15 protein-coding genes are annotated in these 13,866 nt (G+C 52.4%); 6 read left to right on the top strand and 9 right to left on the bottom strand.

The annotated features are described in order from the left end of the window. Nucleotides 1–179: 179 nt before the first annotated feature. Nucleotides 180–1,019 carry a tryptophan synthase subunit alpha gene (gene trpA, locus REH51_RS03680; RefSeq protein WP_498936885.1) on the bottom strand — a complete coding sequence of 280 codons (840 nt, stop codon included), beginning with the start codon at nt 1,017–1,019 and terminating at the stop codon, nt 180–182. 20 nt (nt 1,020–1,039) lie between these two features. Continuing rightward, on the bottom strand, nt 1,040–2,257 hold the full coding sequence (gene trpB, locus REH51_RS03685) for a tryptophan synthase subunit beta (protein ID WP_009721614.1): 1,218 nt from the start codon (nt 2,255–2,257) through the stop codon (nt 1,040–1,042). 153 nt (nt 2,258–2,410) lie between these two features. On the opposite strand from trpB, the gene REH51_RS03690 reads away from it, so the two are divergent. Further along, nucleotides 2,411–3,304: a LysR family transcriptional regulator gene (locus REH51_RS03690; RefSeq protein WP_498936886.1), complete on the top strand. Its 894-nt coding sequence runs from the start codon at nt 2,411–2,413 to the stop codon at nt 3,302–3,304. Between the two features lie 153 nt (nt 3,305–3,457). Here REH51_RS03690 and REH51_RS03695 read toward each other — a convergent pair whose 3' ends face one another. Both REH51_RS03695 and REH51_RS03700 read right to left on the bottom strand, forming a co-directional pair. Beyond that, complete coding sequence (locus tag REH51_RS03695; protein WP_009721612.1) at nt 3,458–4,060, bottom strand: glutathione S-transferase N-terminal domain-containing protein; 603 nt, start codon at nt 4,058–4,060, stop codon at nt 3,458–3,460. Between the two features lie 2 nt (nt 4,061–4,062). Beyond that, nucleotides 4,063–5,295, bottom strand: coding sequence for a YbfB/YjiJ family MFS transporter (locus tag REH51_RS03700; RefSeq protein ID WP_009721611.1), 1,233 nt, complete (start codon nt 5,293–5,295; stop codon nt 4,063–4,065). 147 nt (nt 5,296–5,442) lie between these two features. Here REH51_RS03700 and REH51_RS03705 point away from each other — a divergent pair, with 147 nt between their 5' ends. Then, nucleotides 5,443–6,312: a LysR family transcriptional regulator gene (locus REH51_RS03705; RefSeq protein WP_498936888.1), complete on the top strand. Its 870-nt coding sequence runs from the start codon at nt 5,443–5,445 to the stop codon at nt 6,310–6,312. Nucleotides 6,313–6,331: 19 nt separating this feature from the next. Here REH51_RS03705 and REH51_RS03710 read toward each other — a convergent pair whose 3' ends face one another. The 5 genes from REH51_RS03710 to REH51_RS03730 all read right to left on the bottom strand — a co-directional run bounded on the left by REH51_RS03710 (nt 6,332) and on the right by REH51_RS03730 (nt 9,320). After that, nucleotides 6,332–6,931, bottom strand: coding sequence for a class I SAM-dependent methyltransferase (locus REH51_RS03710; RefSeq protein WP_009721609.1), 600 nt, complete (start codon nt 6,929–6,931; stop codon nt 6,332–6,334). Between the two features lie 22 nt (nt 6,932–6,953). Beyond that, on the bottom strand, nt 6,954–7,583 hold the full coding sequence (locus tag REH51_RS03715; protein ID WP_009721608.1) for an SDR family oxidoreductase: 630 nt from the start codon (nt 7,581–7,583) through the stop codon (nt 6,954–6,956). A gap of 69 nt (nt 7,584–7,652) precedes the next feature. Continuing rightward, nucleotides 7,653–8,687, bottom strand: a complete 1,035-nt coding sequence (locus REH51_RS03720; RefSeq protein ID WP_498936890.1) for a T6SS phospholipase effector Tle1-like catalytic domain-containing protein — start codon at nt 8,685–8,687, stop codon at nt 7,653–7,655. Between the two features lie 83 nt (nt 8,688–8,770). Continuing rightward, nucleotides 8,771–9,160: a VOC family protein gene (locus tag REH51_RS03725; protein WP_009721606.1), complete on the bottom strand. Its 390-nt coding sequence runs from the start codon at nt 9,158–9,160 to the stop codon at nt 8,771–8,773. Continuing rightward, the gene (locus REH51_RS03730; protein ID WP_143759695.1) at nt 9,129–9,320 is read right to left on the bottom strand and encodes a PQQ-dependent sugar dehydrogenase; all 192 of its coding nucleotides are present in this window, start codon (nt 9,318–9,320) and stop codon (nt 9,129–9,131) included. The genes REH51_RS03725 and REH51_RS03730 overlap by 32 nt, the downstream gene beginning before the upstream one ends. Nucleotides 9,321–9,491: 171 nt before the next feature. On the opposite strand from REH51_RS03730, the gene REH51_RS03735 reads away from it, so the two are divergent. From REH51_RS03735 to REH51_RS03750, 4 genes are all read left to right on the top strand, one after another. Further along, nucleotides 9,492–10,427 (top strand): glycerophosphodiester phosphodiesterase, encoded by a 936-nt coding sequence (locus tag REH51_RS03735; protein WP_009721605.1) that lies wholly within the window; start codon nt 9,492–9,494, stop codon nt 10,425–10,427. Between the two features lie 352 nt (nt 10,428–10,779). Further along, the gene (locus REH51_RS03740) at nt 10,780–11,304 is read left to right on the top strand and encodes a hypothetical protein (RefSeq protein WP_498936892.1); all 525 of its coding nucleotides are present in this window, start codon (nt 10,780–10,782) and stop codon (nt 11,302–11,304) included. After that, nucleotides 11,273–12,508 carry a putative porin gene (locus tag REH51_RS03745; RefSeq protein WP_009721603.1) on the top strand — a complete coding sequence of 412 codons (1,236 nt, stop codon included), beginning with the start codon at nt 11,273–11,275 and terminating at the stop codon, nt 12,506–12,508. Before REH51_RS03740 ends, REH51_RS03745 begins: the two co-directional genes overlap by 32 nt. A gap of 25 nt (nt 12,509–12,533) precedes the next feature. After that, on the top strand, nt 12,534–13,835 hold the full coding sequence (locus REH51_RS03750; RefSeq protein ID WP_498936894.1) for a cache domain-containing protein: 1,302 nt from the start codon (nt 12,534–12,536) through the stop codon (nt 13,833–13,835). Nucleotides 13,836–13,866 lie beyond the last annotated feature (31 nt).

Genomic DNA, 13,866 nt, shown 5'->3' on the forward strand with positions numbered 1-13,866 from the left:
ACGGGAACGACCTTCACGAGGCACCAGAGGATTTTTGCTGTGTTCATTCCTCACCGTTGGACATGAACTAAAATGGTCGCCTCCTAGGCTGGTAGCAAGACGCGAAAAAGAGCAGGCGCTGCTGGCCTGCTCTCTTAACGTATCGTTCTTTTTACTCTGCCTGTATCAATCTGCTTGTATCAACAAACTTGTGGCTCACTCGCCTCCCTGCACCCCCTAACTCTTTCAGCCAACTCACTGACTAAGCTATGCACTCGCTCAACGGCTTCGTCAGGCGTGTTGGCATGTTCAATACAGTCAACAAGTGCGGAGCCGACCACCACCGCATCGCTAAAGCGGCCAATGGTGGCGGCTTGCTCGGCGGTGCGAATCCCAAAACCAACGGCAATAGGTAGCTCGGTATGCTCGCGCAGTTGGCCAACCGCGCTTTCCAGCCGCGCTGGTGTGGGTGCACTGCCACCCGTTACGCCCGCGACAGATACGTAGTAGATAAATCCAGAGGCGTTACCCAGCACTTTGGGCAACCGCTTGGCATCGGTAGTCGGGGTGGCCAACCGGATAAAATCAATGCCGTGCTGAGCTGCTGGCTGGCAGAGCTCTTCGTCATGCTCGGGGGGGAAATCCACCACAATCAACCCATCTACCCCAGCGCTGGCAGCATCAGAAAGAAAGCGCTCAACGCCATAGCAGTAGATAGGGTTGTAGTAGCCCATCAGTACGATTGGTGTGGTGCTGTTCTGTTCGCGGAAACGGCGCACCATTTCCAACGTTTTAACTTGGGTTTGGCCGCCTTCCAGGGCACGCAGCGCGGCTTTTTGAATCGCGGGCCCATCGGCCATGGGATCACTGAACGGCATGCCAAGTTCGATGATATCCACTCCTGCTTCTGGTAGCCCATGCAGCAGGCGGCGAGAAGTCTCGGCATCTGGGTCCCCTGCAGTAAGGTAGCTGACCAGGGCTGGGCGATTTTGCTGTTTGAGCGCTGCGAAACATTGCTCAAGGCGAGAAGGATGGTTCATGGAAAGCTCCTTGTGCACGCTCATAGGTTTTTAACGCCGAATTTGTCACCCAGGTGGTGGGCCACGCTCATCATGTCTTTATCACCCCGCCCACTTAGGTTGACCACCATTAGGTGATCGCGGGGCAACGTAGGTGCTCGCTTGGCGACTTCAGCCAGGGCGTGGGCAGTTTCGAGGGCTGGAATAATGCCTTCCTGGCGGCAGCAGATCTGGAAGGCTTCCAGCGCTTCGTCGTCGGTGGCGGAAACGTACTCTACCCGCCCCTGCTCGTGGAGCCATGCGTGTTCTGGGCCGATACCGGGGTAATCTAACCCCGCTGAAATTGAGTGGGCATCAATAATCTGGCCATCCTCGTTTTGCAGCAGGTAGGTGCGGTTGCCGTGAAGCACTCCTGGCGTGCCGCCGTTCAAGCTGGCCGCATGCAGGCCACTTTTAACGCCTTTGCCGCCCGCTTCAACGCCAATCATCTTGACGTCTGGATCGTTGATGAAGGGATAGAACAGCCCCATTGCATTAGACCCCCCGCCGACACAAGCGACCAGTGAATCCGGCAAGCGGCCCTGCTTTTCGAGCATTTGACTGCGGGTTTCATGGCCAATCACGGCTTGAAAATCGCGCACCATGGCAGGGTATGGATGCGGCCCAGCCACGGTACCGATAATGTAGAAAGTGTCATCAACGTTGGTCACCCAGTCGCGCAGCGCTTCGTTCATGGCATCTTTGAGGGTACCTGTGCCTGAAGTGACCGGCACGATTTCCGCACCCAACAGTTTCATGCGAAAAACGTTAGGCTGCTGGCGCTCAATGTCCGTCGCGCCCATGTAAATGACGCAAGGCAGGCCAAAGCGTGCCGCCACCGTGGCGGTGGCCACCCCGTGCATGCCCGCGCCGGTTTCAGCAATGATGCGTTTTTTACCCATCTGCTTGGCCAGCAGTACCTGGCCGATGCAGTTGTTAATTTTGTGCGCGCCAGTGTGGTTTAGCTCTTCGCGCTTGAGATAAATACTCGCGCCGCCGAAGTGTTCGGTCAGCCTTTCAGCGAAGTAGAGCGGGCTTGGCCGCCCCACGTAATCTCCTTGGAAGTAGGCGAGCTGGCGCTGAAATTCGGGGTCATTTTTAGCAGCAGCGTATTCGTCTTGGAGCTCTAAAATGAGCGGCATTAGTGTTTCAGCGACAAAGCGGCCGCCGAAGCTGCCAAATAGTCCGTTGGCATCGGGCAGGTTCACGAATTGATTCATCACGACCTCTGAGTGCGGTATAGAATTTTGGAATGCACTGAAGGTAGCGCAGGCAGGCGGGGATAAAAATCGATAAGATGGCTGCAACATGTGAGATATGGTCAACTGTTAACACAGCACAAACCATGCAGGAAAAGCTATGCAGGAAAAACTATGCAACACAGCATGCCACCATTAAGCGCCCTGCGTGCCTTTGAAGCGACTGCTCGGCTAGGCAGCGTGACCGCTGCAGCAAATGAGCTCAACGTTACCCATGGTGCGGTTAGCCGCCAGTTAAAAAGTCTGGATGAACATTTTGGTGTGGCGCTATTTGCCAAAGTGGGGCGTGGGTTGGTGCTTACTCACCACGGTGAGCAGTTGCAAAGCGGCGTGGGCGAGGCGTTCTCACGACTGCGTGATAGTTGCGCAGCGCTCAAGCATGAAGTGGAAGAGACACCCTTTACCCTGGCCTGCCCTGGCAGCCTGCTAGCGCGTTGGCTGATTCCTCGGCTTGATCGTCTTCACCGTGAGCTACCCGAACTAAAACTGCAGGTGGTGGTGAGTGACACTGAACAGCTCGGTAAGCCTAGTGATGCCAGCGCTACCCTGGCGTTTACTGAACCGCCCTGCCCTGCCGATATGGCGGTTATACCGCTGATGCCCGAACAGATTTGTGCAGTGGTGAGCCCAGCGCTGGCAGCGCAAATCGATTCCGCCAAACCAGCATCGCTGTTTGCTAACAAGCTGTTAGTGACCGCTTCGCGGCCTCAGGCCTGGCCACAGTGGGCCAATGCTAAAGGGTTGGAGCAACGTGCATTGGAGGACGCCCTTCAGCAGGGCCAAGGCTTTGCCCATCTTTACTATTTGATTGAAGCAGCCGTGGCCGGTTTGGGTGTCGCCATCGCACCTAAACTATTAGTAGAGGATGATTTGAGCAGCGGGCGATTAGTCGCCCCGTGGGGAAGTATCGAAACGCCCGCGCAGCTCTGCCTGTTGCTACCTAAACACGCCAACGTTCGCCGCAGCGAGCCACTGGCAGAGTGGTTTAAGCAGGTGCTTAAAGGGTGAGAACGGCGCCTTGCTGGGAGGCTGCGCCTCCATTCGCGGGTGCCTCATTTGCTCGTCCCTCACAGGATTCGTTACGCCGCGCTACAGAACCCAAGCTATTGAATTTTAATATGTCGTAGCGCGGCGTAAGCGTCAGCGCACCCACGGGGGCGGCTACATAAATGCTGTCTGTTGAAAACTATCCCTAGCAATTACTGCGGCATGCCATGCTTTGAGCTGTGGGTACGCTTCCTGCCAGTGCACTTCTGGCAGCCTGAAGGCCAAGTAATCTAGCGCAACAGCGCAGGCAATTTCACCAAGAGTAATCGACGGCGCCAGCTGACTTTCGTGGAGCTCACTGTTCAGTTGTTCCACTATTCGTTGCATGGCTCGCTGGCGCCTTCGCCCAAGCTCACTGTAATCAATCTCAGCACCATAATGTTTTCTGGCGATAACGGTTGTAAACGCAACATCCATAAGATTCTGACCGAGCCCGGCCAGGTGCAATACATCCGCTAATCGGGATTGGGGAATCATAGGCAAGCTAGAACTGACGCTATCAAGATAAACAGCAATCAACATCGACTCACTAAGTGTCGCCCCTTCGTCAGTCACGAGCGCTGGGATTCGCCCGGCGGGATTAACCGCTAGCAGCGCTTGGTCGTCGGTCCAGGGATCGCACCAGCGCAATGTAACGTCGTCTGCCAGGCCTTTCTCCAGCAAGAAAATCCGCGCTAAGCGCGCATAGGGTGAGGTCGCGTTCAGGAAGAGTTGCATTATTACCTCCGTTTCTTAGTAGTGAGAGAAACAGTAGTGAGAGGAACAGTAGAGAGAGGAATATGACGCTGCTCCACGCCACGGCTAAGCAGTACCAGCACAAAGCCGCCTACCAACATCAAGCCGCTAATCGCAAATAGCGGTGAGTACGTGCCCCACGCCACATATAGCCCAGACATTGCGTAGCCAGAAAGCGCCTGAGCGGCAGCAAAGGCGGCGGTTGCTTGCCCCCAGAGCTTTTTGTGGGCGATGGGACCGACTAATTCAGCAAGTCGCCCAGAGGTCAGCGCCACAATGCCAGGGATCATCGCGCCCACTACAAACGAGGAAACTGACTGGCTAGCAAGTGCGAGAGAAAATACGGGTAGGGATACAGCGGCAGCCTTGGCTAAAAAGGCGATGGTTAGGCCATGGTGCCAGCCTACTTGTCGCGCCAATGCTCCTACTATTAGCGGCCCGCACACGGCACCCAAGCCGAAAATGCCCCACTGTAGAGAAGCCGCTTGATTGCCTAGCGCATTTTCCCTGGCGAGATAATCCACCCAAAACACGGTATGAGGAACAAACCCGATGGCGTCTAGGGCATACGCACCAATTACCAGTAGCACGGCGACCTTTACCCCTGAATACCCTTTCTGACTCTCCGCCCCTTCGTTACCTGTCACCGGGGGTGAAGCCAGTCGCGTGACACCACGGACACCTACCAACCCCGCCAAGATGCAGAGCAGACCAAGCGCCCCCCAAGTCGCTGTTAGGCTTAATTCCAAAAGCATAGGCACTACCGATGCTGAAAGCAGTGCACCAAGACCAATGCCAGTAAAAACCAGGGCACCGACACCGGCTCGCCTTTCAGGGGGTGTTGCCGACAGAGCCATCGATGGGCCAACCACCATGAGAATAGCGCCAGCAATACCTGAGACTAATCGCCAAAAGAAGAACCAACTGAAACTGCCAGCCCCAGCACAGAGAAAAAAGCTCAGAGCAATCGCCACGAAACTTGCCGCCAACACTGCGCGAACTGGAAAGCGCTCACTCAGCGCGTGAGCAGAAAGCGCACCGATAAAGTAGCCCAAAAGATTGGCGGCCCCCAGGTAAGCCCCTTGGCTGGCGGTAAACCATCCCTCTTGAATCAGCGCCGGTAATAGCGGTGTGTAGGCAAAGCGGGCGATGCCTATTCCTGCCAAGGTTGCCATCACGCCGGTAACCAGGGCAGGCAAATCTTTACTGTTGATCATGTCGTGTCCTTACTGAATCGCTGTGCGGCAAGATTGGCGACGGGCATATTTACTAGTAGCCTACGCACACCAGCAATTCTTTAAAAACGTTTTATAATGATAGTAGCTATCTTATTTTGAGATAGAAGACGCTTAAAGGAGATGGGAATGCAGTTGAAATCGTTGCGGTTGTTTATGGCCGTGGCTGAAACCGGCAGTTTTATGGCCGCTGCGAAGCAACTGCATACGGTGCAATCTAACGTGACCACGCATATCAAAAAGCTTGAGGAAGAGTTAGGCGCGCAGCTGGTTCATCGCGCTGGTGGCGTGCGTCTTACCTCTGCCGGGCTGGCATTACTGGATTACGCGGAACGGTTGTTGGCGGTTCATGATGAAGCGTTAGCACTATTTAAAAGCCCAGAGAACGCTGCTGGGCAACTGCGCTTAGGGTCGATGGAAACCACCATGGCACTGCGCCTTCCCCCGATACTGGCGGCCTATCATGCCAACTTTCCAGACGTTGATATGACCCTGGCGACCGGTCCCACCGCCAGCTTGATCGAGAAACTCATGACCGGCCAAGCGGATGGCGTGTTTGTGGCAGGCGCTATCGATCATCATCGCTATCATTCGCTCAAGGTCTTCAGCGAACAGCTTGTACTGGTAAGCTCAACCCCTTTGACGAGCGTGCCCAGCGCTGAAGAACTACTGACAGCAACGTTTCTGGCGTTTCGCCAGGGTTGTAGTTATCGCCAACGTATCGAATTGCTGCTGGCATCTCAGGGAATTAATGCCGTGCGTGTTTTTGAATTTGGCACGCTAGATGCCATGCTTGGCTGCGTCGCGGCAGGGGTGGGCTACACCGTGCTGCCACGTATTACTATTGAAGCCCACCGGCACCGCTTCGGCATTCACACGATGGAACTGCCCTCCGCCATTGCCAATATTGACACTTACTTTGTTACACCAGAACCCGCCACTTGGTCTCCCGCCTTAGCGCGTTTCGTCGATACGTTACGCCAGGAAGCCAAGCTATAACTCTGCCCCACTCTTCATCTCATGTCTTTTGAGCAATCAAGTATGCGTGCAGTTCAGGATGTTGGTCATACTCTAGATGCTTACATACCGCGCCAAGCTTTATCAGCAGGGATAAAAACCCGTTAGTACCGAGCGATGAGTAGTAAACCGCTGGCCCCATGAAGCTGTCGGTGTGATCAGCGGGTTCATCGGTGCCACCGAAGGAGAAGATAAATACGCCACCTTCGTTCAGGCTATTAATAATTTTGGCTATCACAGCTTCCTGCTGAGCGAGAGGAATATGCCAGATGCTATCCCACGCAGTAATGACATCGTAGTTGCCCGGCAGTTGCCACTGACAAATATCCTGGTGGTGAAAAGTCACGCTTGGATGCTTCTGTTTAGCCAGCCGCAACATTTCAGCAGAGATATCAACACCTTCTGGTGTAAAGCCTTCCTGCTGTAGCAGATCAATAAAGCGCCCCGTGCAACCACAGCCAATATCCAGCGCCCTGCCTCGATTCTTCACAAACGATAGCGCTCTTTTGTGCGCGTCTATACCGTTCGTGAGGTTAAATTTTTCGCTCTGCCAGAGATGGGTAATCTGATTGTATGCACGGCCAATATCGGCGGGAGTCATCGGAGCCCTTTTTAAGACGAGATTACTGAACGATCTCCTCAATCGATCGTTTGCCATCCAGCAATGTGTATTCCTGGTTAATTATGCTCGACGTTTGCACCACATGCAGCAGCGCGTGCGCAACGTTAGCCCGGGAGATTTGGTTATCACCCGCCTCATCCATTGAGCTAGCAAACTGGCGGCTGGCTATTTCGTCGGTCAGGCGTCCTGGTTTAAGGATCACATGAGGGATATCGCTTCTGCGTAAGTGCGCATCGGCAGCGAATTTAGCCGCCATGTAGGGGCGCAACTTTTCCGGTGCTTCCAGCGGGTTTTCTGCTCTCATGGCACTAACCATGATATAGCGAGAGAGACCTTTTTGACTGGCCACATCGGCTGCGCGAATGGCGCCAAAAAGATCAATCATCAACGTTTTATCTGGCCCGGTATGCGGGCCAGACCCCGCAGTAAAGACGGCTTGGTCGCAACCTTCAAAGGCATGTTCAAATTCACCTTCTAAATCGGCTACAACGCTTTCAATGCCACGCTCGTTAAACCACGCTGCCTGCCCTTCGCTGCGAATCATTGCTTTGACAGGTGTGCCCGCCTGCTGCGCCAGCTCGCAAAACTGTTTACCAATCTGTCCGTTTGCACCAATGACTAGCGTCGTCATACTTTCTCCTTTTGAATGGCTCTCAATACTCTGAATGCAGGCGCTTTTGTTTAATTCAACCCTTGTAGCTTAGGCACCTACCTCAAGCCCTTGCCAACCATACTTCTCTACCAATGCTTTCAACTGCGGCGGTCGGTAACGGCTGGCGCGCTCGTAACGAGCTTTTACGCTGGGGTGAATCAAGGTGGGCTTATTTTGAACCACTAGCGGTCGATCTAAGGGTTGCTTGAAGCGATAAACATGCTTACGCGAGCGGTGGACCTGACCATTAGCTCCATCGGTTAGCTCATTGTGAATATGCGGCTCAGTCATCAGTCCCGCCGCTTTCGCTTCATCCAGCATCCAGGCAAGTGGGGTATCAGAGGCTTGAATGCCGTTTTGATCAGGCTTGTATGAACCGCCAACATCTGCATGAACCCCAGCAAACCATACTTGCTTTAGATCAACACTCGGCCGCGGTGTCCAAAGGGTAGGAATGAAGTCCTCGCGCTTTTCATCAATGGCAAGTGCATGGCGAGCAATGGCGACGTTGGAGCCCATTTTGGTGTCGTAGAATTCATCATCGCTTTCAAACAGCCCCATGATACTGAATGGTATACCGAGAGCCCCTACCGTATCCCAAACGCCGATAAAGTGAATATTGCTGGCAGGCTGACAATAGGTGGCCCGAAAACGCTTCGACGTCTCACCACTAGGGTGATGCGATGGCGTTGGGCTTTTGTAAATTTTCCAGGCTTCTACAATAAGGCGCGCATCACTGCGCTGGAGAATACCGCAATTGTTAATTAACCCACTAAGCGCCCTCACGGTGTAAGCGCCTCGGCTAAAACCAAACAGGTAGATGTTGTCGCCTGGGGCGTAATTTTGAACGATATAGCGATAGCCATCTAAGATATTCTTGTGAATACCTGACCCCGTAGCACCGGCGGTGATGCTGTTATGATAGGAGCCAATCCCCCAGTCATAAAACACATGCTGTTTAATGTTCCCTCTTTTGGGAGCTACTGCGCGTGCCAGTTTTAAAACGTTGCTGGGAAAGTCGTTTTGAAGATCTTCTTCCGGGCGATTCCAGGTGCCGTCGGCACATATCACGATATTGGCCATACTTAATGCCCTCCACCGGCCGCTGTTTCGACTTCAGTAGTTAGCAGCTACCGATCTCGTTCGCTTCAGTGTTGGCTTAAACTCTACCGATGAGGATAGACCACAAACGCCAGCTTGTTGCCGTCGGGGTCTCGCACGTAGGCTGAATAAAACCCTGCGCCATATTGAGGACGATAGCCAGGTGCACCTTCATTGCTGCCCCCGTTGTGCATGGCTAAATGATAGAGCGTATCGACTTCTTTGGGGTCAGCAAATTGAAACGCTGTCATGCTGCCGTTGCCAACGCTAGCGGGATAACCATTAAAGGGGAAACCAACAAAAAACCTTGGCACATTGACATCATCGGGGTCGCCGAAAGAAACACAGGCGTCATCTTGCCAACACACGTCCAGCTCCATTGTGTTGAACAACGGAACATAAAAGTGAAGCGCACGCGCTAGGTTATGCGTTCCCACCATCGTGTAAGCAATCATTATGGTTACCTCTATTATCTATCTCCTTAGGGAACACCCGCAACACTCTGCCCGCTGGGCTATCGGTGAGAAGATAAACTGCCCCATCCAGGCCGACTCGTACATCGCGAATGCGCTTTTCTAACTCGCCTATATAAAGTGCTATTACTGAGTAAGCGATGAAAAAGCATCCACTTAAGAATAGCTGATGTTGTGTCGGGGTAAGCGTTGAATGGCACGCTCACCTGTCAAAGCGTGCCTTCCTTTAATAAGCATAAACAGATCACCTATTTGGCATTTGTGTAGTGAGACCTGTAGGATAATTGAACAACTGTTCAGTTAAGGAGTTTTTATGCAACGACATCCGTTGATTGCTGCCGTTTCACTGGGTCTTTTTGCTGGTGCTGCTACGTCCACTGCACTCGCAGAGGCAACGCCACTAGAGCAGCAGCTAAAGGATCTGGAGTCGTTTCAGGTGATCGCTCATCGCGGCGCCAGCGGACATGCGCCGGAAAGCACCATGGCAGCCTATGAATTGGCTCACGAGTGGGGTGCTGATTACTTGGAACTGGACGTCCAGCTAACCTCCGATGGTAAGTTAGTGGTATTCCATGATGATACTATCGATCGTACAAGTGACGGCGAAGGCAATATTAATGATTACACACTAGAAGAGCTAAAGGCACTGGATAGTGGTACCTGGTTTAACGAAGCCAATGCCGACAAAGCAGATACAGCCTTTGAAGGAGCACAAATACTCACACTGGAAGAGCTATTTGAGCGCTTTGGTCATGATGCTCGTTACTACATTGAAACCAAGTCCCCCCTGTTAAACCCAGGTTTAGAAGAAGCCCTGGTTGAGACACTTGAAAACCATGAAATGATTGAAAATGGCCGAGTGCTGGTGCAATCGTTTGAACAGGGTAGCCTACTCAAAGTACGTGAGCTTAATGAACATGTCCCACTCATTCAGTTAGTGTGGTACTCGCCAAGCGAGGAAGATAGTGACCGCTTAGTGGAGTGGACAGGCGTTACACCAGCGCCAGCAGAGATTACTGATGAAGACTTTCAGGCAATCGCAGAGTACGCGGCGGGTATCGGCACTAACGTAACGTATAAAGGCGAAGACGTTATTGATGCTGGCTTTATCAGCCAGGCGCAGGAAAATGGCCTTCCTGTTCACATTTACACTATCAACGAAACTGATGAGATGCAGCGTTTACGGGGCTGGGGCGTCAACGGTTTATTTACCGATTACGCTGACCGGCTTCTTGAACTTGAGGACTAACCCATCGTTGCTTCATCACTCTTCACGCCCGGCTTTGACCGGGCGTTTTAGTTGATTGGAGTGAATCTGCGTAACACATCAAAAATGCGTGTAAAATTAGCAATAACTTATTTTACACAGGAGCCATACTTTCGTCGTGGGCCGTTTCGTTGATTGTGATGTAGGTAAGTTCAACAAAATTGATGTAGGGTTTAAAAATTGTGCTGTTTCCACTTGCCAATGCTGGGCCGAAGCTCAAAAGAGTTCATTCGCCATCACACAGAGTACTTATAAAACAATAGTTTACCTCTAAAGACTGAAGAGGAGTAAGCGTCATCATTTCACACACATATAGCGTGCTAGTACGAATGGCATGGTGCATGGACTTGGCGTTCAGCAAGCGATGGACAAGACTCGCGCTATGCCGTTTCTTTACTTGATACCTATCGCTTTCCAACGAATCACACGTGGCCCCGTGTGGCTGTTGCTGGCTTTTTTTTTTGCCGGACATACCCATGCACAATCCGGTGATCAGGACGCTTCCATACTTCTAGTGGCGCACCCAACGGTCGCCACGCAATGGCTAAACCGTGACACGACACGTGCTATGTTTGCCATGCGTCAACGTACGTGGCCTGACGGCGATGCAGTACAAGTGTTTGTGCTGCCAAACCGAGACCCTGTACATGCTCGCTTCACAAAAGAGCAGCTCGCCGTTTACCCACACCAGCTACAATTGGCATGGGATCGCATGGTGTTTTCTGGCATGGGGCAAGCGCCTAATCGCGTTGCTGATCAGCTCGAAATGCGCGAGAAGGTTGCCAATACTCCCGGCGCGCTGGGATATCTTGAAAGGGAGTATCTGGATGAAAATGTCCAAGTTATTTCAATGGAATGAACATTTGTCCGTTACCCGCAAGCCCACCACATTCGCACTCGCAAGCTTGTTAGCGTTGCCTGTTTGCTCGTCTGCCTGGGCAAACGAAAGCATGCTCGACACGCTGCAAGTGCATGGGTTCCTGAGCCAGGCACTGATCATCACTGACGAAAACGATTTCTTCGGCAGCAGTAGTGATAATGCGGGAAGTCTGGAATATACCGAGATAGGCATTAACGCTTCTGTTCGCCCTCACCGCAATGTGCTGGTGGCCGCTCAGGTGCTTAGCCGTCGCGCTGGCGGTGAAACTAGCGATGCTATCCCAACGCTAGATTACGGCGTGGTGGACTATCAGATGGTCTCCAACCAGCAGCGCACACTTGGCCTTCAGATAGGTAGATTTAAAAACCCCTTTGGTCTTTATAACCAAACCCGTGACGTGGCTTTCACGCGACCCAGCATCTTATTGCCACAGTCGATCTATTTTGATCGAACTCGCTCACTGGGCATAGCGGGCGATGGTGCCAGTATTTACCATGAAGAAAGAACCCAGTCAGGCGTTTTTCGCTTTCAAGCAGGCGTTGGTAAAGCACGCATAGAAGACGATGTGGATCTAGCGCTTGGGCTGGAGCGTTTTCCGGGGTCGTTCCAAGCGGGCTCTTCTGCGATTGGCCAAATACGCTATGAGGACGATGGTGGGCACTTTCTGATGGCCCTCAGCACCGCTAGCGCGAACGCCGACTATGAAGACTCTCAACCTCCATTAAATAATGGCAGCTTCCAGTTTCAGCCTTGGGTATTTTCATTGCAATACAATGACGAGCTGTGGAGCTTAACCTCTGAGTATGCGCTGAGAACGATTGAACTAGATGGCTTTAATCCCGCCATTGACCAGAAAAAAACCGGCGAAAGCTGGTATGTGCAATATACGCGCCGCATGGACAATGACTGGCAGTGGTTAATTCGCTTCGATCGCTTGGTAAACGACCGAAATGACCGTTCAGGCACTGCCTACGAACAGAATGGCTTAGGCCCTGCCCATTCCCAATTTGCTGATGACATTACCTTTGGCGTTCAATGGACGCCCAGGCCCAACCTGATGTTGGCAGGTGAATTTCATCATGTGGATGGTACTGGCTGGCTACCCTTACACAAGGACGCCGAGGCGTCGGAAACAAGTCGGCACTGGAATATGCTGCTCTTCCAGCTTTCACTGCGCTTTTAGCATTACCTGAACGGGATACGCAGAGATGACCACACGTTCGTCCTCTAAAGCGCGCCATCGGCTTAGTTTGACTTGGCGTGTTATCGCGCTGAGTAGCCTATTACTGTTAGTGCTTGTAGCACTCTTTATCTGGTTAGGCCAACACCATCTTACTCAGCAGTTAGAAGGTAGCCGTATAGAAAGCCATGAGCGGCAGCAGCGCGAAATACGCTTAGCGATGCAACGCTCATCAGATAACTTACGCCAGTTAGCGGGGTTAACCGCTGCGGCGCCGGAGCTGGGAAGCGCTCTGCAAGATAATAACCAGGATGAGTTAGCCGATGTATTAAGAGCGCAGTGGCCTTCTCTGCAATTAGAAGCGGGGATTGATGAAATCTTTGTTTTTAATACCCAAGGAGTGAGAGTTGGCTACTCAGGCACCAACGATCCTCTTATTGACCTGCCCATCCAAGGCTGGATAGGCAGTGTATTGACCACAGAATCTCCCATTACGACACTGCGCTGCGCAATGACATGCCAGCAGTTCGCTGCGGTTCCCATTCTGATGGAGGGCGCTAGCATCGGAATGGTTGTGTTGTCGCGCTCACTTGCTGACGTTACGCGACAAGCTAAAGAAGTCTCCAATAGCGAAATTGCACTGATGGTGACAGGCCGCATTGCTGGACAAACCCCTGCCGAGGCCCCCCTGCTGGCCGACTGGAACGGTCATATTTTAGCGCTAACGAACCGCGACCAGACACTCTCTGTCCTCCAGCGCGCATCTAAAGGCGTCCTTCTGAATCAACTAGTTCACATGCCTTTCGGCCTTGAATACATGGACCGTTATTTTGAATTAAGCGCGGTGTATATGGAGGAGGACGCCGACTGGCGGAGCACTGGGTATTTCCTGCTTATTTCAGATATCACCCCTCAGATCGCGGCTATTCGCACAGCGACAAACACACTGCTTGTGGTGGGCGTAGTTGGCTGGTTAGCTGCCGAGCTATTATTGTTGATGATTTTATTAGGCCCAATGGCTCGACTAAGACGGGTCGCTGGGCTATTACCCGCGCTGGCAAACGGTGAGTTTCGGCGTGTGAGGGATAAACTTCCCTTTTCTTGGCGGCATTTTTCCAACGAAATAGATAGCTTGGAAGACTCCACCCGTGAACTTTCTCACCAATTAGAAGCATTGGAACAGAGCGTTCAAGAGCATAGTGGGCAGCTAGCCGAGCGCGTTGATGAGCTGGCCAAAGAGCGAGATTTTGTTAATAGCCTGCTCGATACTGCACAAGTCTTTATTGTTGTTCAAAATAGCACGGGGCGTATCCAACTGATTAATGGCTAAACGCTAGAAAGGCTAGGGCTGAAAGACACAG

The sequence above is a fragment of the Halomonas bluephagenesis genome, assembly GCF_054790765.1.